This is a genomic window from Polyangium mundeleinium (assembly GCF_028369105.1).
Lineage (GTDB): Bacteria > Myxococcota_A > Polyangia > Polyangiales > Polyangiaceae > Polyangium > Polyangium mundeleinium.
In genome coordinates this window covers 3131538-3152500 of the sequence record NZ_JAQNDO010000001.1, presented here as the reverse complement: position 1 = coordinate 3152500, position 20963 = coordinate 3131538, and the positions used below count along the sequence as shown (strand labels likewise).

The 20963-nt window shown below is 70.4% G+C and carries 14 protein-coding genes; 5 read left to right on the top strand and 9 right to left on the bottom strand.

Features of this window, described 5'->3' with window-relative positions; all coding sequences use genetic code 11:
• Window positions 1–614: 614 nt before the first annotated feature.
• The 7 genes from POL67_RS12755 to POL67_RS12725 form a co-directional block, all read right to left on the bottom strand.
• On the bottom strand, window positions 615–1277 hold the full coding sequence (locus tag POL67_RS12755) for a roadblock/LC7 domain-containing protein (RefSeq protein ID WP_271917561.1): 663 nt from the start codon (window positions 1275–1277) through the stop codon (window positions 615–617).
• Window positions 1274–2302, bottom strand: a complete 1029-nt coding sequence (locus tag POL67_RS12750) for a peptidylprolyl isomerase (protein WP_271917560.1) — start codon at window positions 2300–2302, stop codon at window positions 1274–1276. The genes POL67_RS12755 and POL67_RS12750 overlap by 4 nt, the downstream gene beginning before the upstream one ends.
• Entirely contained in the window at window positions 2299–2478 is a 180-nt protein-coding gene (locus POL67_RS12745; RefSeq protein ID WP_271917558.1) for a hypothetical protein, read from the bottom strand. Before POL67_RS12745 ends, POL67_RS12750 begins: the two co-directional genes overlap by 4 nt.
• 128 nt (window positions 2479–2606) lie before the next feature.
• Window positions 2607–3425 carry a hypothetical protein gene (locus POL67_RS12740; protein ID WP_271917557.1) on the bottom strand — a complete coding sequence of 273 codons (819 nt, stop codon included), beginning with the start codon at window positions 3423–3425 and terminating at the stop codon, window positions 2607–2609.
• A gap of 6 nt (window positions 3426–3431) precedes the next feature.
• Window positions 3432–4295, bottom strand: coding sequence for a tRNA 2-thiocytidine(32) synthetase TtcA (gene ttcA / locus POL67_RS12735; protein WP_271917556.1), 864 nt, complete (start codon window positions 4293–4295; stop codon window positions 3432–3434).
• A gap of 10 nt (window positions 4296–4305) precedes the next feature.
• A complete protein-coding gene (locus POL67_RS12730; protein WP_271917554.1) occupies window positions 4306–5787 on the bottom strand; it encodes a leucyl aminopeptidase in 1482 nt (493 codons plus the stop codon).
• A gap of 244 nt (window positions 5788–6031) precedes the next feature.
• Window positions 6032–6967 carry a class I fructose-bisphosphate aldolase gene (locus POL67_RS12725; RefSeq protein ID WP_271917553.1) on the bottom strand — a complete coding sequence of 312 codons (936 nt, stop codon included), beginning with the start codon at window positions 6965–6967 and terminating at the stop codon, window positions 6032–6034.
• Window positions 6968–7169: 202 nt separating this feature from the next.
• Here POL67_RS12725 and fbp point away from each other — a divergent pair, with 202 nt between their 5' ends.
• On the top strand, window positions 7170–8228 hold the full coding sequence (gene fbp, locus POL67_RS12720) for a class 1 fructose-bisphosphatase (RefSeq protein ID WP_271917552.1): 1059 nt from the start codon (window positions 7170–7172) through the stop codon (window positions 8226–8228).
• Between the two features lie 13 nt (window positions 8229–8241).
• Window positions 8242–11769, top strand: a complete 3528-nt coding sequence (locus POL67_RS12715; protein WP_271917551.1) for a caspase family protein — start codon at window positions 8242–8244, stop codon at window positions 11767–11769.
• Between the two features lies 1 nt (window position 11770).
• On the opposite strand, the gene POL67_RS53560 is transcribed toward POL67_RS12715, so the two are convergent.
• A complete protein-coding gene (locus tag POL67_RS53560; protein WP_271917550.1) occupies window positions 11771–16087 on the bottom strand; it encodes a DEAD/DEAH box helicase in 4317 nt (1438 codons plus the stop codon).
• 153 nt (window positions 16088–16240) lie between these two features.
• Between POL67_RS53560 and POL67_RS12705 the strand changes: the two genes are divergently transcribed.
• The 3 genes from POL67_RS12705 (at window position 16241) to POL67_RS12695 (ending at window position 18688) form a co-directional block, all read left to right on the top strand.
• Window positions 16241–17308 carry a DUF4349 domain-containing protein gene (locus POL67_RS12705; protein WP_271917549.1) on the top strand — a complete coding sequence of 356 codons (1068 nt, stop codon included), beginning with the start codon at window positions 16241–16243 and terminating at the stop codon, window positions 17306–17308.
• 18 nt (window positions 17309–17326) lie between these two features.
• Window positions 17327–17794, top strand: coding sequence for a hypothetical protein (locus tag POL67_RS12700; RefSeq protein WP_271917548.1), 468 nt, complete (start codon window positions 17327–17329; stop codon window positions 17792–17794).
• Window positions 17795–17929: 135 nt separating this feature from the next.
• On the top strand, window positions 17930–18688 hold the full coding sequence (locus POL67_RS12695; RefSeq protein ID WP_271917547.1) for a CDP-alcohol phosphatidyltransferase family protein: 759 nt from the start codon (window positions 17930–17932) through the stop codon (window positions 18686–18688).
• A gap of 66 nt (window positions 18689–18754) precedes the next feature.
• Here POL67_RS12695 and POL67_RS12690 read toward each other — a convergent pair whose 3' ends face one another.
• The gene (locus POL67_RS12690; RefSeq protein WP_271917546.1) at window positions 18755–20932 is read right to left on the bottom strand and encodes a PAS domain-containing sensor histidine kinase; all 2178 of its coding nucleotides are present in this window, start codon (window positions 20930–20932) and stop codon (window positions 18755–18757) included.
• Between the last annotated feature and the right edge of the window lie 31 nt (window positions 20933–20963).

The window sequence follows — 20963 nt, the reverse complement described above, 5'->3', positions numbered from 1 at the left end:
TAGTTGCCTTGCGGCGCCCTGTCAACCATTCATTTTCGAGTCAGTCGCTTTCTACTTCGACCAACTCTCCCTTCGCTCGGGAGCCGCTCATCGCGGCATCCTCTGCGTCGGGGCGGCGGACTCTACTCATCGAGTTCCGCCTGTCAACCACCTTTTTGCCTTTTTACTTCGTCCCGTTTCTTCCGCTTTCTCCTCCCCTCTCGCGAGGCTGAGGGAGCGAGGTAGACCTCGCCCTTATCGAGCTGAAGAACCGGGGCACAGGCCCTCGGTGGCCCCTCCGCGGCGACTCACGTCGTCGCATCGAGGGGGGCGGACTTTACTCATCGAGTTCCGCCTGTCAACTGCCTCGTTACCTTTTTTTTTCGTCCCGTCTCTTCCGCTTTTTCCCCGCCTCTCGCGGGGCGAAGGAGCGAGCCAAACTCACTCCTTCTTGCTGAAGAACCGGGGCGCAGGCCCTCGGCAGCCCCTCCGCAGCGGCACCGCCGTCGCGTTGGGGAGGCGGACTCTACTCACCCTCCCCTTCCTGTCAACAACCAGGACGATCTTTTTCCGTTCATCGTGTCCGACAGCGGGTTTCACCGCAAAACCCGCAGCCAAGACAATCGAACGTGCGCCTAGATGAGCTCCTCGACGTGCTCGTCCGCGAACCAGCGGTTCCGGCACTCACGCACGAGCAGCATCTCCGCACCGCTTGGCAGACGCACGCGAAAGCCCTTTTCCCGCCCGCGAAGCCCCACCATCGCACCCATCACCTCGATGGACTGCCAACCGCCCGCCGCCCGGAGCCGCCTCGGTCGCGAGTGATCGGGCGGAGCCGTCTCCACATCCACGCGGAACCACTTGGTGCTGCCCTGCGGCAGCGACCAACCCGCCTCCGTATAGAGCTGCGCCTCGATCTCCTCGAGCGTGCGCTCGGAAGCCGCGAACGCGGCGCGCGGATGAAAGACGACGACGAGGGCATACCCATCCGGGAGCTGCCGCACGATGTACCCATGGCCGCGCGCCCGAACCGTGATCTGCTTGGGCGACGCGAAGTTCGGCGTCTCCCGGAGCTCCCCGAGCACGATCTGCCAGTGCGCCGCAGCTACTTTGAGGTCGAACGGCTCCAGGACGCCGAAGTAGTCGACGGTCTCCCCCTCCGCGTCGACCATCGCCGCGCCCTTCGCGCTGGGCAAGGCCTGCACGAGGCGCTCGAGGATCGTCGTGAAGGTCGTCGCCTCCTGATCACGCGGCGGAGGCGCAGGACGAGGACGGCGGGATCGCGTGCGTTCGCTCATCGCTCGATCGGGACCAGGGCGAGGAGCGATTCCGCGCTCCGCTCGACGAGGACACCACGCCGGAGCCCCTCGAGGAGCTTCGACCGCGCCGCACTCGCGCGGCCCCACACGACCTCTTCACGCACGAGCTTCCGTCGCTCCTCCAAAGGGACGCTCTGCGCCGGCGTGCGCTCGAGCAAGACGATGACGTGCACGCCATACGACGTGGGCACGAGGGGGCTCGTGTCGCCACGCGCCCCGAGCGCACTCGCTGCGCGCGCGAACGGTTCCACCAGCGTCCCGCCTTCGGGGCGGATCATGCGTCCATCCGCCGTGACCGGCGCGAGCGTCTCCACCACGATCTCGAAGCCATCCTTGTCGATGCCGTCGACGGCGGTGCGAAACGAGGCGACGACTGGATCGTTCACGTCCTCGAACGGGTGCGCCGCCTGCGGGCGCGCGATCGTGCGCGCCGATGCGCCGACCGGCAGCACGGCCTCGCGGATCGCGCGCGCCACGACGTCGGCGCGGCTTCGCGTCGCGTCATCCGCGTTCTCCGCGAACCGCACGACTGCATGCACGGTCCCAAACCCCTCCGGGCGATCGAGCTCGATCCACCGCCGTGCCATCACCCGCTCGAGCTCCGCGTCCGTCACCGGCCCCTGGTGATCCGCCTCCGCGAGGAGCTGATGCAAAAGCCGACGCGCGAGCGCCGCGCTCACGCGACCTTCGAGCTCGGGATCGTTCGACGCGCCGCGCGACCGGGCCTCGCTCGCGAAGAGCGCATCCCGGATCGCGAGCTCCCGCGCTGCCGCGACGTCAACCCCCTGGCTCGACGCAATGCGCGACACCGTGCCTTCGTTCACCTCTTCCTGCCCGACACGCGCGACCGTCCCCGCGGCAAGCGTGCCTCGCTCGGGCGGCGGCCCCGAAGGACCCCCGGAGCCTCCGCACCCTGCCGCGGCTGCCACGAACCACAGGAGCGACACGAGCCGCGGCGCGGAAGCGCCACGCCCATCGCGCAGCACGCCCGCGCGCACGCTCATCCACCCCCCCGCGGGCGCAAGAGCTCCGTCGACGCTCGCAAGGAGAAGCCACCGATCACGAGGAGGTAGACCGCCTTGAAATCGTCGCGCTGGCCGAGCGCATGAACGCCGAAGCCAAAGGCAGACGCGGCTGCGAAGAGCAGGAGCACCGCGAAGGCGTCAATCGCGCGAGACACGATGGGAGCATACCTCGACGCGCGCGGCCTGTGGGGCCGGACCGGCCTGGAACGTCGTCGAACGAGGGGGAAAGCCGCCGAGATTGCCCCGCGTCCCCACCGAACGCCTGGATTCGTCCGCCAGGCGACTATCGCCGCATCAGGACGACGGCAACTCCCGCCACCACGAAGACGACGAGCATGAGGAGCGATTTTCCGGCCGCAGGCGTCATGCGTCGCGAGGACCTCGACGAACGCCTACCGCGCTCCACCGCCACCATCGCTGCGACGACGCTGATGGCGACCGCACAAGCAACCGCGACGGCCTGTGCGGCGAGCGCGCGATCTCCATCACGCACATGCCACGCCAGGACGAGATAAATGAGGCCCGCGAGGATGCCGCCGGTCGCGACGGGGATCGCGCCGCGCGGCAACGTCGAGCGCGCTTGCAGGAGCGGCGCGTCGGGATCCCGCGGCACCTCGGGCTTCGACGGGCCCGTCTCCCAGCGCTCCCGCCACGAGAGCGCGAACGCGCCCCAGGCGATCGCGCCGACCGATGCACGCAAAGGATCGAGGCGCGCGGGCGCGAGCGCGGGTGCTCCGAGGAGCCACGCGCCTGTCGTGAGCGCGAGAAATGCCGTGATGCCGACGTGACGCGCCAGGGTCGGGCGGCTGCCACGGAAGAGCGGACCCGCGAGGCCGGCGACGAGGCCCACGACGGCGACGAACGCGGCCGGGCGCGCTGCGGTGCGCGAAAGCGCGGCGGGCGCGACGGTGGTCGACCAGGCGACGAACGTGGCGAGCAGCGTTTGTCCGGGGGAATCCCCGGCGCGAATCTCGGCGACGAGGCGCGCGACGGGTCCCTCGTTTTGCGGCGCGAGGGCGCGGGCGGGGGCGACCTTCAGCGGCTCCGCGAGGGCCCCTTCGTGGTCGGTCTCGCTCGATCGCTGCTCCCGCTCATCCGCCATGCGTGCTCACACGATACTCCGATCGGAGAGCCTCGACAGCGGGACGAAGCCGCCGGTGTCCTCATCGTCCCCCGCGAGCGCGGCGGAGGCCTCGCTGCCTCCGTCATCCCGCGCGACTTCGAGGCCGAGCTTCTGCCACAGGCCGGCATCGAAGAGGTGGCTCGGCCGCACGTTGCCGAGCGCGGCGAGCATGTTCCGCCGGGCGCCGGGGCAACGCGCGTCGAGGTCGGCGAGCAGGCGGCTGATCGCCTTGCGCTGGAGGTTCTCCTGCGAGCCGCAGAGGTCGCACGGCAGGATCGGGAACTTCTCCTCGGCTGCGAACGCCGCGAGATCGTCCTCGGCGCAGTAGATGAGCGGGCGGATGACGACGTTCTTGCCGTCGTCCGCCACGAGCTTCGGCGGCATGGCCTTGAGCTGCCCGGCGAAGACGAGGTTCAGCATCAAGGTCGTGATCGCGTCGTCGCGGTGGTGCCCGAGCGCGATCTTCGTGCAGCCCATCTCTTGCGCGATGCGGTAGAGGATGCCCCGGCGCAGGCGCGAGCAGAGCGAGCAGTACGTCTTGCCCTCGGGGATCTTGTCCGTGACGATCGAGTAGGTGTCCTCGTTGATCATCACGAACTCGTGGCCACGCGCGCTCATGTACTCGCGCAGGAGGTGCCCCGGGTAGCCCGGGTGCCCCTGGTCGATGTTCACCGCGACGACGCTGAAACGCACGGGGGCTCGGCGCGCGAGATCCACGAGCAGGTCGTGCATCGCGTAGCTGTCCTTGCCGCCCGAGACCGCGCAGAGGACGCGGTCGCCGTCGGAGAGCAGCTTGAAATCGGCGATCGCGCGGGACATCGACCGCGCGAGCTTGCGGCGTAGGTTCACAGCGAGAACTTCAGGACAGCTCTTCGATGAGCCGGAGGAACGTGAGGACCCCGTGGCCCGTGCCGCCCTTGGGGTAGATGCCGTAGGGCTTGTTCGCAAGCGAGGGGCCGGCGATGTCCACGTGGATCCACGGGCGATCCCCCACGAACTCGCGCAGGAAGAGCGCGGCCGTGATCGAGCCGCCCCAGCGATCGGCGGTGTGCTTGATGTCCGCCCAGTCGCTCTTCAGGCCCTCGCGCAGCTCCTCCACGAGCGGGAGCTGCCACGTCGATTCGCCCGCCGCCTTCGCCGACTTGCGGAACTGCTCGGCGAGCTCCTCGCGGTTCGCGAAAAAGCCGGAGACCGTGGGGCCGAGCGCGACGACGCACGCGCCCGTGAGCGTCGCGTTGTCGAGGATGAGATCGGGCTCGAGCGCGCGGGCGTACGCGAGGCAGTCCGCGAGGACGAGGCGGCCCTCGGCGTCCGTGTTGATGATCTCGACGGTCTTGCCGTCGAGCGAGCCGAAGACGTCGCCCGGCCGGTAGGCGTTGCCGTCCGGCATGTTCTCGGCGCAGCCGATGATGCCGTGCACCTCGACATTCGGCTTCGTGGCAGCGACGGCGGCCATGAGCGCGATCACGTTGGCCGCGCCGCCCATGTCGCCCTTCATCTCTTCCATGCCCTGCGCGGGCTTGATGCAGAGGCCGCCGCTGTCGAACGTGAGGCCCTTGCCGACGAAGACGAGCTTCTTCTTCGCGGGCTTCGCCGGCTTGTACGTCAGGTGTGCGAGGCGCGCATCCCGCGAGCTGCCCTGGCCGACGGCCAGGATGAGCTTCATGCCGCGCTTCGTGAGCTGGGCCTTGTCGAAGATCTTGCACTCGAGGCCGTTCGCCTTGGCCACGTCCTCTGCCGCCTTCGCGAGCTTCTCGGGGTAGAGCTCGTTCGGGGGTGTATTGATGAGGTCGCGCGCGATGCACACGGACGCGCCGATCTTCTGGCCGAGCGCGGCGCCGTCACGATCGGCCTTGCTCACGCGGCCCGCCGTCGTGAGCGTGACGCGCGCGAGGTTCGTCTTCGGGATGCGATCGCCCGTCAAAAAGCTCGTGAAGCGGTAGGCACCGAGCACCACGCCCTCGGCCGCGGCGCGCGCGGCGTGCGCGACGCCCTCGGGCAGCGCGATCGTCAGCGACTCGGCCTTGCCGCCAAGCGCGGTGCGCGCGCCCTTCGCCGCGAGGAGGCGAACCTCGACGTCCGTGATCGTCGCCTTGCCCAGACCCATCAGGAGAACACGCTGCACAGGCAGCACGCCGTTCGTCTGCAGATCGAGCGTCTGGTCCTTTTTCCCCGTGAAATCCTCACGTTTGACGAGGCGGGAGACGACCGGACCGAGCGCCTCTTCGAGCTTCGCGAGGATGCCCTCCTTCGTCGTGGCCCCCTCGGGCACGCCGATGACGGCGACGTCGGCGTCGATCCGAAGCGGGTCCTGGGAAACGACGGAAAGCTTGATGGACATGCGTTCTCCTGGACGATTGCATGCGACCCCTCGGGGGTCGGGGCGCGCATCTAATCACGAGACGCAGGCAACGTCGACCGCTCGTCTCGTGGGTTTCACGGGGATGGACGGCGCGCGCCACGCCATGTGACGCTCGGGGCTGCGCTCGGACAGGCCGAGCTACGCCCCAAACCCCATGTGACGCGCGCCTCTTCGGGGTACGTCGCCGCGCTGCGGCAAGGCCGGCGCGTCGACGCGTGCGCGCTCAGCGGCCTGCGGAAGACGCGTCCTTGTAGACGCGGATGACGTTCGTGAGGAGCTCGAGCCCCTCCGCGCGAGGCCGCTGGAACGCGTTGCGCCCCATGATCGAGCCGAACGAGCCGCCCGCGGCGAGCTCGCGCACCTCGGCGAGCACGGCGTCCGCGCCCTTGGCCTCGCCGCCCGAGAAGATGACGACGCGCCGGCCGTTGAACGTCGACTGAATGACGTGGCGGATCCGTTCAGGGAGCGTCGCGATCGGGATGTTGTACTTCTCGTACATCTTGCGCGCCTCGTCCTGCTCGATGTGCGCCGTCGGAGGCTTGACCTTCACGATGTGCGCGCCGAGCTCGGCCGCGATGTGCGAGGCGTAGGCGATGATGTCGATGCCCGTCTCGCCGGCCTTCGACATCGAGCCGCGCGCGTACGACCAGACGATGACGACGAGGCCCTTGCGCTTGGCCTCGATCGTGATCTCCCGGAGGTCCTCGTACATCTGGTTCCGAGCGCCGGAGCCGGGATAAATCGTGTAGCCGATGCCCACGCAGCCGAGACGCAGGGCGTCCTCGATCGAGCCCGTGACGGCCGAGATCGGGTGCTCGGGTTTGCCGAGCGAGTCGCTGTTGTTGAGCTTGAGGATGAGCGGGATCTGCCCAGCGAACTTGGCGGCGCCCGCTTCAAGGAAGCCGAGCGGCGCGGCGTACGCGTTGCATCCCGAGTCGATGGCGAGCTGGAAGTGGTAGTCGGGATCGTTCGCATCGAGGTTCGGCGCGAACGACCGCACCGGGCCATGTTCGAAGCCCTGATCCACGGGCAGGATCACGAGCTTGCCCGTCCCCGCGAGCCCGCCGTGGTTCAGGAGGCGCACGAGGTTCGTCTGGGTACCGGGGTTGTCCGAGGAGTACCAAGAGAGGATCTGCTTGACGCGATCGGTGAGAGCCATGGTCGTCTCCGGCGGGGTTTGGGGCGCAGGGCGCCGAAGGCGACCCGAAGCCCCAAGCGTGAACGGGTTTCGCCCGGCGCGCGGGCAGCGAACGGCAGGCTAGGCCGCGGACGGCTCTTCCGCAACGAGCACCACGCCTCCGGAATCGGACGACGTCGGGCGGAGGGCCGTGGTAGACGGCAGGCCCCGGAGGGGAGACACGATGACGACGAGTTCGGACAAGCGGCTAGAGAGCTGGGCCCCGCCGCCCGAAGGGCCTTCGCGTGTTGGAATCACGCTCGAAACGTTCATCCTCGAAGGACAACTCGGGTTCCCGGCGGCGACCGGGACGTTCACGTCGCTCCTCAACCAGATCGGCCTCGCAGCCAAGCTCGTCACCGCGAAGGTGCGTCGCGCCGGCCTCGCGCGGCTGCTCGGGTACACGGGCCAGACGAACGTTCAGGGCGAGCTCGTGCAGAAGCTCGACGAGGAGGCGAACGAGACGCTCCTCAGCGTGCTCGGGCGTCGCAGGCATTGCGCCGCCGTCGCCAGCGAGGAGCTCGACTCGATCCGGATCACCTCGACCGATCGACGCGCGAAGTACCTCGTCGTCTTCGACCCGCTCGACGGCTCGTCGAACATCGACGTGAACATCTCGATCGGGACGATCTTCGGCGTGCTGCGCAAGGAGACCGACGGCGAGGGCGCGACGGAGGCGGACTTCCTGCGGCCCGGCCGCGAGCTCGTGGCGGCCGGGTACATCCTCTACGGCTCGTCGACGATGCTCGTGATCACGACGGGGCACGGCGGCGTGCACGGGTTCACGTACGATCCGACCGTCGGTGAGTTTTTCCTCTCGCACGAGAACATCCGCATCCCCGAGCAAGCCTCGCTCTACTCGATCAACGAGGGCAACAGCACGTACTGGTCCGACGAGGTACGCCGCTGGAACGCGTGGCTCAAGGAGGAGGACAAGGCGACGGCGAGGCCGTACGGGGCGCGGTACGTGGGGTCGCTCGTGGCCGACGCGCACCGGACGCTCATGAAGGGCGGCATCTTCGCCTACCCGGCCGATCGCAAGAACAAGCAAGGCAAGCTGCGGCTGCTCTACGAGGCGAACCCGTTCGCGTTCGTGTTCGAGGCCGCCGGCGGCAAGGCGTCGACGGGCAGCACGCGTATCCTCGACATCACGCCGACGGAGCTGCACGAGCGCGTGCCGCTGGTCCTCGGCTCGCCGCGGGACGTCGACATCTTCGAGTCGTTCGTGCGCGGCGACCGGTAGTACCCTCGGGCCCGTGGCCCGGCCCCCGATTCGAACCCTCCTCCGCGCGCTCGCCGCGTCCCTCATCGTCGCTGCCGGCTGCAACACGACCGTGCAGCCGCTCCACCAGGCGCGACCTCCGACAGAGCCTACGCAGACGAAGGCGGCGCCTCGGATCGCCGAGGGGCCCACGGATCCCGACGCGCCGCTGCCCACGTGCCCGGACACCGCGCCTCCGGCCGGGAACACGCCGAGCAAGCCGACGTTCCTGCTGCAGAACGGTCACGAGCGGCCGATCCAGCGGATCGCGGTGAGCACCGACGGCAGCAAGCTCGCGTCGGGCGCGCAGGACGGCACGGTGCGCGTGTGGGATCTCCGCGCGGGCCTCCTCCTCACCCGCTTCGTGACGGCCGGGTTCTTCGTGCAAGACCTGTCGCTCAGCGCGGATGGCAAGCGCCTCGCGTACTACGCGCCGGACGGGACGCCCGAGGGGCTCCTCGTGCAGGTGGTCGACCTCGACAAGCCCAAGGGCCCGCGCGCCGCGATCCCGCTCCACGGGGCCTTCCAGCTCTCGCCGGACGGCACGTGGCTCGCCATGGCCGCGGACAAGCTCACGCTCTTCGACGCGAAGACGGGCCGCGCGAAGAAGGAGATCGCCGTCGGCACGAAGGCCTCGAGCGCGCTCGCGCTCACGCACGACGCCGAGGGCCGGCGCGTCGCGGTGGCCTACCCCGGAGAGCTCGTCGTCGTCGACGTCACGACCGACACGGTCACGCATCGGTTCCCGCTGGGGAGCGGGCTCGCGGACACGCCCATGCGCGTCGCGCTCACGCCCGAGGTCGTCGTCGTGATGGGCGCAGGCGGGGGGACGACGTTGTTCCCGCTCGCGAAGGGCGGCGCGCCGCGCGTCCTTCCAGGTCGGTACAAAGACGTGTCCGTGGCGGGCGGCCGGCTCTGGGCCGTGGATCTCATGACCGGGAACGCATCGGCCTTCACCCTCCCCGACGCGCAGGCCGTCTCGCTCGCCACACCCGATCTACCGCGGGGGGATCTCATCGCTGCGAGCCGCGACGGCTCGACGCTCGTGACGGCCCGGAGCCACCTCGCCGAGAACACGAGCATCGTGGTGCGGGACGTGCGGACGATGCGCGCGGTGCGCACGATCGAGGGGCTGCCTCGATCCATCGAGTCGGTCGCCGCGCGGTCCGACGGGAGCGAGCTCGCCACGGGCGCGCTCAACGGCGATCTGACGCGCTGGGATCTCCGGACCGGCAAGCCGAAGCCCGGCGTCGCCGCGAACGAGCTGGATCATGGGCGGATCATGGCGCTGTCGTACGCGCCGAACGGCGAGCTGCTCGCCTCGTCGACGGGCAGCTACGAGGTGCGCGTGCGCGAGACCACGCGCGGACTGACCCTGCGCCGCTGGAGTTTGCTGTCCGGATCGTTCGTGCGTTTCACGGAGTTCCTGCCGACGAGCAAAGAGCTGCTCACCGTGCGTGTGCTGACGGATCGGAAGCTCAAGAGCCAAAAGGGCCCGGGCGGGGCGCCGGTGATCGAGGAGAAACACGACGTGGCCGTGGAGCGCTGGGATCTCCGCGGACCGATGCCGCCCTTGCCGAAGACTCCCTTCGGCGAGATCGCGCGGCCCCAAGGGCGCGTCGTCGCCAAGCTCGCGTCGGACGCGAAGTTCTTCGCGCTCTCGAAGGACGGCCTGCGCCTCGTCGTGGGCGGCGGCGACGTGCTCACATCCCTGCGCACGGACACGGGGAAGATCGACTGGACCCTCAAACTTCAGACGATCCCGTTCGGCGTCGCGAAGCGGCCGGATGGAGGGATGGAGGTCGATCGATCCCACGCCGCCTTTTCGCCCGACGGAAAGACGGTCTTGATGTCGACGCGGCGGCTGGAGACGAACAAGGGCGGCGTGCAGCACTTCGTGCCCGTGCTGATGGAGATCGACGGCGGCACGGGCCGCGTGCGGAAGGTGCACAAGCCGGAGACGGACGGGGCCGTGCAATGGCACAAGGGGGCGATCGTCGTGGGGGGGCTCAAGCCCGCCGTGCTCGACGCGTCGAGCTTCGCCGTGCGGACGCGCCTCGATCTCGCGGACAACGAGATCTCCGCGATCACCGTCGTTCCGAAGCGGGACCTCTTCCTCCTCAGCGGCAACGGGGGCGGGACCACCCTCGTCACGGAGCGCGGCGACGTCGTCATGATGCTCGTCTCCACGCCGAACGGGGAGTGGGTGTCGACGACGCCGTCCGGCGCCTACCGATCGAGCATCGATGGAGCGCGGAGCGTCGCGTGGACGTTCTCGGATCCCCTGGAGGGCTTCTCGTTCGAGCGCTTCGCCACCCGGTTCGAGCGGCCGGATCTCGTGGAGCGGAGCCTGGGCGGGGAGGAGGCGGCGGCGCCAGCCTCGCTCGCGCGGCCACCGAGGTTGCGCATCGAGACGAAGGCCCCGCGCGGGAGGATCGAGACGACGGAGAACCACCTCGACCTCGACGTGGTCGCGACGAGCCCCTCGCGTGTCGATCGCGTGCGTGTCTTCGTCGACGGCAAACCCGCGGCCGATCGGCTCGTGTGCGCCGCGGAGGGGCGCGTCTCGCTCGACGTGCCGCTCCACGCGGGCCGAAACCGCCTGAGCCTCGTCGCCTACGACGCCGCCGGCTACGCGAGCAACCCCGAGCAGCTCGACGTCGTGTCGACCTCCCCCCTCGCGGAGAAGCCGAGCCTGCACGTGCTGTCGATCGGCGTGAGCCGGTATCCCCACATGCCGCCCGAGCAGCAGCTCGAGTTTGCCGACGACGACGCGCGCTCGGTCGCGGCCTCACTCGCGCGCCTCGCGGGACCGAACCGCCCGTTCGGCCGCATCGTGGCGACGACGTTGCTCGACGACGAGGTGACCGTGAAGCGCGTGGACGAGGCGCTCGCGGGGCTCACGGGGATGCGCCCGGACGATCTCGCCGTCGTGTTCTTCGCGGGCCACGGGGCGCGGCTCGACGAGTCGAAGATGCTCTTCCTGACGAGCCAGGCGATGTTCACCCGCGAAGCGGCGATCCAGCACGGGATCGGATGGGACCGCATCGAGAAGGCGCTGCGCGGGGCGCGCGGGCGCGTGCTGATGATGCTCGACGCCTGCCATGCGGGGCACGTGTCGACGGAGGTCGTCGCGCCGAACGAGGCGCTCGCGCGAGAGCTCGCGGCGGGGGATCGGGCGGGGGTCCTGGTGTTCTCGGCGGCGCGCGGATCGCAGTTCAGTTACGAGGTGCCACCCGACGGGGCGAGCGGGACGAGCCGCGGGTTCGAGCTCGCGTGGGAGGGCCAGCCCAAGCCGTTGCAGAAGGATCTCCAGGGCGGACACGGGCTCTTCACGAGCGCGCTGCTCGAAGCGCTCGACGGCGAGGCGCCCGATCGGGATCGCAGCGGCGCCATCGAGGTGAACGAGCTCGTCGACTACGTGACCGAGCGGGTGCGCGCGGCCTCGAACGGCAAGCAGACGCCTTGGGTCGCGCGGCGCGAGTTGTTCGGCGAGTTCATGGTCGCGCCGGCGGCGCGGTAGCTCAGACCGCGCGGGCGGGCGCCCGTTCACCCGGGCGAGCCTTTGCAGGCCCCACCTTCTCCGCCCCGATCGGCTCCTCGATCGGCATCCCATCCCGGTACGTGACGAAGTGCGAGAGCGTCGAGGGCACGCGCTCGCCTGGGAGGATCGTCCCGACCAGGTTCAGCGGATCACACGCCGACAGCCGCACGGCCTCTCCGCGCAGCGGCGCCTTGCGAAGGGCCCGCAGCGATTCGAGGGCCTCGGGCAGCGCGAACTGCTCGCCGACGAAGGATGCGACGAGCCGGCCCCCGCGCACTTCGCCCCGCATCTCCAGGCGGCGATAGACACGCACGAGGTCCCGCCATGCGGGCGCGCGGGACTCGCGGGTGACGAGCTCGCGGAAGACGATGCCCCAGCGCCGCAGGAGCTGCCGGGCCTGGGCCTCGATCAGCGCGGCAGGATCGACGCCGCCCGCGGGGGGCGCGTCGGCGTGAACCGGCGCGCGGAGAAGCGCCCATCGGCCTGCCGCGAGGACGGGCGCGCCACGTGAATGCTTGGTGCTCGAACGAGCGCGGGCGCGCGCCGAGGGCCCGAGCAACCCGCGCAGCCCCGCAAACCCGTCCCCCGTGATCCGCCCGGCGGAGACGAGCTCCCACAACGCCTCCTCGACCTCGGGCCGCGCGAGGCCCGTGGCGCGGACGATGTCCTCGAAGAAGGACGCCCCCGCCGCGCCGAGCGTGGCGAGCACACGGCGCGCGGCAAGAGAAAGTCCCTCGTCGCCGAGCGGCGCCTCGGGCGGGGCCTCGGACGGCTCCGCGAGCAGCCACGCGAGATCCCGCCGCAGCGCGAGCGTGATGGGCGCCGCGCGCGTGGGCGCGCCGCCAGCCGAGGCGCGCGGCGAGAGCCGCCCCCACGTGACCTCGCCGGACAGGCAAAGCAGATCGAGCCACGAGGGATCGTAGGCCTCGACGCGCGCAGGGAGGATCTCGCTCTCCCACGCGCCCGCGGCGATCTCGAAGCCCTGGAGCTGCTCGACGACACGCGCGAGCCCCGCGGCGCCCTGCGCGTGTTGCCCCGGGATCACGCCCTGCCACGCGAGCAGAAAACGCACGAGCTCGACGGGCGACGCAGGCTCGATCGCGCGGCGCAGGCCGTCGACGGTGCGGCGATGGATCCGCGCGAGCAGGCGCCGATCGCACCACTCGATCGCCCCGGGTTCGAGGTCCGGCGAGAACCTCCCGCGCAGCACCACGCCGTCCGCCTCCACGCGCGCGAGGGCGATCTCGATGTCCGCGACCTCGATCGACAGACGCTCGGCGAGCATGGCCGCCTGGATGGGGCCGACGAGCGCGAGCCAGCCGCGCACGAGGCCCGCGATCGCGGCCTCGCGTTCTCCCTCCGCGGGCGCTTCCAGGGGGACCTTCGTGGGCTGCACGAGCTCCGGCGAGAAGGCCCCCGCGGGCCAGATCGAAGCCGCCCGATCCCGCCGCTCGGCCGCGACCCACAGCGCCCCCGTGATCCCCGGCCCCGCGAGCTTCGCGGCGCGACGCGCGCGCACGAGCACGTCGAGGCGCCGATCGTATCCGAGCGCGCTCGCGTCCTCCTCGGGCAACGCCGTGAGATCGAGCAGGAGATCATGCAGCTCGTCCTCGTCGCGCACGACGGGCCGGGCCTCCGCGACGATCGCCTCGATGGCCTCCGGATCGAGCCCGCCGATCCGGTCTGCAATCTCCGCCGGCAAGCCGCGGCGCACGGTGACCGCGCGCGCCCGTCGCTCTTCGAGCGGCGCGTCGTCGAGGAACGCGTACGGGTTCGCGTTCAGGATCTCGTGCGACAGCACGCTCGGCTCGGCCGTCTCGCGCGAGGCGATCCGGATCTCGCCGCGCTGGATCCGTTCGAGCACCTCGGTGAGGCCCTCGGCGTCCATCACCTCCGTCAGGCAGTCGCGCATCGTCTCGCGCACGAGCGGGTGATCCGGGATCTCGAGGATCGCCTCGCGCCCGTGGTTGTCCTGGCAGCCGAGCTGCGCCGGGAACACAGCGGCGATGAGGTCGTCGCTGCGCATGCGCACGAGCGGCGCCGGCACCTTTCGCCCCCCGGAGAAACGCAGGATCTGGAGCGCGCGCGTCGCGTTCCACCGGAAGCGCGTCCCGAACATCGGCGCCTGGAGCGCGGCCTGTTCGAGCACGCCCACCACGCCCTCGGGCCGCAGCATCTCGAAGATCACTTCGAGCGGGAAGCTGTGCTGCGCGCCGAGCGAGAGCAGCACGCCGTCGTCGGTCGCCGCCGCCTGCAGCTCGAAGTCGAAGCTCCGGCAGAAGCGCTTGCGCAGCGCGAGGCCCCAGGCGCGGTTGATGCGGGCGCCGAAGGGCGCGTGCAGGATGAGCTGCATCCCGCCCGCTTCGTCGAAAAACCGCTCGGCCACGACGACGCGCTGCGACGGCATCTCCCCGAGCGCGGACCGCGCGGCCGCCACGTACTCGCAGAGCAGCACCGCGCCCGCGCGATCGAGCGCGCACGTCTCTTCCAGCCACGCCGCCGTCCACCAGAGCCGCACCGGTTCGTCCGCCTCGCGCCCATCGAAGAGCCTCCGCGCGACCTCCTCGCGCAAGAGGCCCACCTCCGCGGAGAGCTCGCGCGTGCGCGCGGGCCCCTCGCCGAACCAGAACGGCACCGTCGGCGGCGCGCCCGGCGCATCTTCGACCCACACCTTGCCCGCCTCGATCCGGCGGATGCGCCACGACGTCGATCCGAGGAGGAAGACGTCGCCGGCCGAAGAGTCGATCGCAAAGTCCTCGTCGACCGAGCCGACCTTCATCCCGTCCGCGAGCACGACGTCGTAGTTGCCGTTGTCCGGGATCGCGCCGCCCGACGTGAGCGCGGCGATCGATGCCCCGCGCCGCGCCTTGAGCCGCTGGCCCACGCCGTCCCGGAAGAGGAGCGCGCCCGCCCGACCGCGCCGCGCCGACACGCCCTCGGCGAGCATCTGCACGACATCGTCGAACGCCGCGCGCGTGAGCTTCTCGTAGGGCGCCGCCCGCCGCATGAGCGCGAAGAGCTCGTCCTCGCCCCGCTCCCCCGACGCGCACGCCGCCACGATCTGCTGCGCGAGCACGTCGAGCGGCGCGTCGCGCATCGCGATGCGGTCGATCTCGCCGCGCCGCGCCGACCGAACGATCGCCGCGCACTCGAGGAGCTGATCCCGCGTCAACGGGAACATCCGTCCCTTCGGCGTCGCCGCGAGCGCGTGGCCCGAGCGGCCGATGCGCTGCAGCGCCGTGGCGATCGATCGCGGCGATCCCACGAGGCAAACGAGCTCCACGGCGCCCACGTCGATGCCGAGCTCGAGCGACGCCGTCGCCACCACGACCTTGAGCTCGCCGGCCTTGAGCCTGCGCTCCGCCGCGAGCCGCCGCGAACGGGAGAGGCTGCCGTGATGGGCGGCCACGGCCTGCTCGCCGAGCCGCGCGCCAAGGTGCAGCGCCACCCGCTCCACGAGCCTGCGCGTGTTGACGAAGACGAGCGTCGACTTGTGCGCGCGGCACATCTCGGCCACGCGGTCGTAGAGCTCTTCCCACTGCTCGTTCGTGCAGACCGCCCCGAGCTCGTCGCGCGGCACCTCCACGGCGAGGTCGAGATCCCGGCGCACGCCCGCGTCGACGATCTCCGGCAGCGGCCTGCCTGCGCCGACGAGCATCCGCGCTGCGATCTCGATCGGCCGCATCGTCGCCGAGAGCCCCACGCGCTGCGGGCGCGCCTCCCCGCCGCTCGTCACGAGCTCTTCGAGCCGCTCGATCGAGAGCGCGAGGTGCGCGCCTCGCTTGTCCGAGGCGACCGCATGGATCTCGTCCACGATCACGGTGCGCACGCCGCCGAGCGCGCGACGACCCGAGGCCGATCCGAGCAGGATGAAGAGCGACTCCGGCGTCGTGACCAGCACGTGCGGGGGCTTCTTGAAGAGCTTTCGCCGGTCCTTCTCCGGCGTGTCGCCCGTGCGCACGGCCGTCCGGACGGCGGGCCGCGCGAGGCCGAGCTCGTCGGCGAGCGCGGTGAGCTCCGCGATCGGCTCATCGAGGTTCTTCTGGACGTCGTTCGACAGCGCCTTCAGCGGCGAGACGTAAACGACCTCGATGCGGTCCGCGAGCCGCCCCTCGTCGCTCGCACGCACGAGACGATCAAGGCACGCGAGGAACGCGGCCAGCGTCTTGCCGGAGCCAGTGGGGGCGGCGATGAGGCAGTCCTCACCTCGCTGGATCGTGGGCCAGGCGCGGACCTGCACAGGCGTCGCGGCCCCGAAACGGCGGGTGAACCAGGCGTCGACGAGGGGGTGGAACACGGCCTTCCCAGGAGGCTACCGCGGCGGGCCGACCTTCGCATCGGCGCGGCGACCGGCCGGCGCCAGCCGTTCGCAACGGCCACACGGTCGAGAGCGAGAGGTGTAAGCTCGAACCAGCGCCTTCGTTTCTCGTCGGCTTCCGGGAGATCTCGCATGCCCTACGTGTTCCGGACCCTCCGGGCGCGGCTCGCCGCGCTCACGTTGATCACCACGTCTCTCTTCATGGTCGGGTGTGGCGCCGGCGCCGAGCCGCCCGCGGCCGCCTACGCCCCGCAGCCGGCCTACTACGGCGGCGGCGCCGCGCAGGCCGAGGCCGCGCCCGCCTCCGCCGGCGCCCCGATGCCGATGGATGCGCCCTCGCCCGCGCCGATGGCCGCCAGCGACAGCGAAAGTTACGAGAGCATGGGCAGCTCCGACGAATCGGGCTTCTTCGGCGGCTCGCCCGACGCGGCCGCGAAAGCGACAGCGCTCGGCCCGTCGCCCGCCCCGGCCCCCGTGGCGCCCGGCGCACGCGCCCCGATGGCCGCGCCCGCGGCCGCGCCGAAGCAACCCACGCCGCCTCCCACGGGCGCGAAGCCCGCGCCCGGCGGCAAGAAGACCGAAGGCGCCTCCGAGCCGCAGCAGCCGCAGGAGAAGCCCGCGACGCCGCTGCTCATCTACACGGGCCGCGTCGGCATGGAGGTCGCGGAGTCCACGGTCATCCCCGGGACGATCGACAAGGTCATCGACATGGCCGAGTCGTTCGGCGGCTACCTCGCGTCGCGCTCGGACGCGGGCGTCGTGATCCGCGTGCCCTCGCGGCATTTCCGCGACGCGCTCACCGCGCTGGAGAAGCTCGGCGAGGTCAAGCGCCGCAGCGTGAACGCGGAGGACGTGTCCGAGGAGTTCCACGACCTCGAAGTGCGCCTCCAGAACCTGAAGAGCGTGCAGAAGCGCCTGCAGGAGTTCCTCGCGAAGGCAGCGAACGTGAACGACGCGCTGCAGGTCGAGCACGAGCTCGAGCGCGTGGGCCGCGAGATCGATCAGATCGAAGGCCGCATGCGGTTCCTCCGCGCCCGCGCGACGTTCTCCACGATCACCGTCGACGTCTCGGCCAAGCCCAAGCAGCAGCAGGTCGTGGCGCAAGGCACGCCGCCGCCGCCCCCGCCGCCGCGCACGATCGATCTGCCCATCGACTGGCTCTCGAGGGTCGGCCTCGAGACGCTGATGACCCTTCGCTGAGGCAAGGAGGCAAGGACCATGAAACGCAACGTCTCGATGCTCCTCTTGTGCCTCGCCGCCTCCCTCCTCGGGATCGGCTGTGGCCCCGGCTTCAAGCTGAACACGCCCGACGGCTTCGTCGAACTCGAAGACCAGGAGGAGTACGCCTTCCGCGCGACCACGGCCCAGGGCGTCGTGATGAGCGTGCGCGTCGAGCCGAACCGGCCGAAGGGCAACCTCTCCTTCTGGACCGACGCGATCGACCTGAAGCTCCGCAACATCGGTTACACGGCGGAAGCCTCGCGCGAGGTCAAGACGAAGAGCGGCGCGACCGGCAAGCAGCTCCGCTACACGCGCACGGTCTACGACCGGCCCCACATCTTCTGGCTCACGGTCTTCGTCACCGACGCCGACGTGTTCGTCCTGGAGACCGGCGGCGACGCGCGCGAGTTCGACAAGGCGAAGGACGACGTGACCAAGGCGATCGAGGGATTCGTCCCAGGCTGAGGTTGGTCCCGAGGGGGACGCCTCGCGTCCCCCTCTCGGCCAGGCACAGCCCGGCCGATTCACCCCCCGAGGCGAGCTCGCTGCACGATCTCGCCGACCCGCAAGCGGGTCGCCTGCACTAGGATGCGCCCGGCCATGCCGGGCAGCCCGATCGAGGTCTACCGCCTCACCCGCAAGAAACACGATCAGATCTGGAACACGTACGTGATGCGTCCGCTCGCGGCCGTGTTCGTCGCCGCGATCCACCGCACGCCCCTCACGCCGAACCAGATCACGATCCTGAGCCTCTTCGTCGCGGTGACCGGCTCCGCGCTCTTCGTCGCGCTCCCCTCCTACCGCGGCGGCCTCTGTGCCGTGCTCGTCCTCGAGCTCGCCTACCTCTTCGACTGCGCGGACGGGATGCTCGCGCGGTACAAGAAGCTCGCCTCCCCCACGGGCCACCTCTTCGACTTCTTCGTCGACGAGATCAAAGCGGTGCTGCTCGTCGCCGTGATCGGCATCCACCTCCACAGAAAAGGAGGGCTCGGGATCGATGGCTCCACGTGGCCCGCGAACGGCCCGGGGTTCCTCTATGCGGCCGTGGCCGGCGCGGTGATCGTGGCCTCGGGCATCTCGCTGACGAACTTCGTCCGCAGGCCCGAGCTCACGGGAAAAGACACGCCGACGGAGGCGCATTACGAGACCGTGGGCGAGAAGAAGCCGCAGTCGATCGTCGGCCGCGTCGCGTCCCTCGTGATGACGTTCCTGCGCTTCCTCAACCACTACCCGAGCCACATCTGGATCTTCGCGCTCGCGGATCGGCTCGACGTTTTCTTCTGGATGTACGTCGCGCTGAACGCGCTCTACCTCGCCCGCGGCTGGCTCGGGCTCGTGGTCCGGTTCGGGCGCGCGTAGCCCAAGGGGCTTCTTTTCACCTGCCCCGGACCCCGTTGGGGGCAAAGCCCCAGCTCCGCGCCGCCTTCACAAACACAACGGCGGCGAAAGCGGCAACTCGACCACGAACTCGGCGCCGCGGCCGGGCTCGCTGAGCGCGCGGATCGTGCCGCCGTGGGCCTCGCAGATCTGGCGCGCGATGTACAGGCCGAGCCCGAGGCCTCCGTGGGCGCTCGACGTCGCGCCGCGCTCGAAGCGGTCGAAGATCCGCGCGAGATCCTCGGGGGCGATGCCCTTGCCCTCGTCCCGCACCGAGAGGAGCGCGCCGTTCTCCGCGACCTCGACCTGCACGTGGACCGGGGCTGGGGCCGCGTAGCGCAGCGCGTTCGTGAGGAGGTTCGTCAGCACTTGCTCGATCCGCATCGCGTCGCCGTGGATCTGGCGGGCGCAGCGCACGTGCAGGTGCACCTCGCTGCCCACGCGTTGCGCTTCCTCGGTGAAGCGCTCCACGAGCTCGGTACACAACGCGCAGAGATCGATCTCCCCGAGCTCGAGGACGAGCTTCCCCGCGGCGATCCGCGAGACGTCGAGCAGGCCGTCGACGAGGCGCTTCAAGCGCGCGAGCTGCTTTTGCGTGCCGAAGGCACGCGCGATGGTCGCGCTGGGTTTCCCCCCGTTCTGCAACCCGCGCGCGAGCAGATCGACCGAGAGGCACGCTGTCGTGAGCGGCGTCCGCAGCTCGTGCGAGGCGATCGAGAGGAACTCGTCGCGCGCCCGGAGCGCGGCTTGGGCTTCCTGGTAGAGGCGCGCGTTGTCCAGCGCGATGCCCACGCGATCGGCGAGCGCGATCGCCAGCGTCAGATCGTGGCTCTGGTAGGGAGATCCTCCGCTGCCGCGCCCGAAGCTGATGCTGCCGAGCACACGCCCGCGGGCGCGCACGGGCACGGCCATCGCTGTCGTGATTCCGATGCGGTGAACGAGGTCCTTGTGATCGGCGTCCACGCAGACGCGATCGAGCAGGGCATCGTCGACCACGGGGTTCAAGATCGGCACCAGCGTGCTCGCGGGCTCCAGGCCTGGCTGCTTGCTCCCCGGGGCGTACCGACCCACCGATTCGACGAGCAGCGCATCCCGCGACGGATCCACGTGGGCCACCGAGAAGCGTCGCATCTGCCCGTCTTCTTCCAGCAGGTACATCACGCACCAGTCGGCGAGGAACGGGAGGGTGAGGCGCGGGACGAGGCCGACGAGCTCGTCGAAGTCGAGCGAGCCAGCGAGGCGCTCGGCTACCTCGCCGAGGAAACGCTGCGCCGCCTCGGCTCGCTCGAGCTCCCGGTAGAGACGCGTATTGTCGAGGTCCCCGGCCAGGCGCTGCGCGAACCGCTCGGCGAAAGCGCGGTCGTCCTCGTCGAAGGCGCGCTCGGTCACGTCACGCAAGAACACGAGCGTGCCGAGCCGCTGATCACGCCCGCGCAGCGAGACGAGCAGGAGCGCGTGGGGCCCGAGCGCGGCAAGCTCGAAGGCGGCCCTCGTGTCCGTCGTGAACGAGGCGAGCGTCGCGTGGTCGATCTCGTTCAGCACGAGCGGCTGTCCTGCTTCGAGCACGGCGCGGGCCGACGCCGAGAAGCGCTCGATGAGGTTCGAGGTCTCGACGAGCTGCCGCCAGCGCTCTTCCCGTGCGGCGTCCACGTGCGCGACGACGGCGCGGGGCGCGCCGCTCGTCGGATCGATGAGGAACATGCAACCGTCGCCGCCGACGGGCAGGGCCAAGCGCGCGGCCGCGGGCAGCGGATCCCCACCGGCGGGCGCGAGGGGCGCGGTCGTCTGCGCGAGGACCCGCTGCCGCTCGTCGGCGCGGCGGATTCGCTCTTCGAGCAGCTTTCGCTCCGTGATGTCCTCGGAGATGCCGAGCAAAAAACGCGGCTGCCCCGCGTGGTCGACGATGGGGATCTTCTTCGTATGCAGGACGCGCAGACCGTGCCGCGTCTGGATGGGCTCCTCGGTGATGTCGACGAGGCAGTTGCCCGAGAGCACCTCGCGGTCCTTGGCCACGAAGAACATCGCCTGTTCTCGGGGGAACAAGTCGTCGTCGTTTTTGCCGAGGATGGCTTCGCGGTGCAGCCCGAGCAGGTCCTCGCCTGCTTTGTTGAAAAGGACGAAGCGGAGCTCGGCCGCGTCCTTCACGAAGATCATGTGAGGGAGGTTCTCGACGATCGAGTCGAGGAACGAAGCTGTGCTTTCGAGCGGCGCCGCGCTGTTGGTCACGGGACGACCGAGCTCTCCGTCTGCCTTCGCC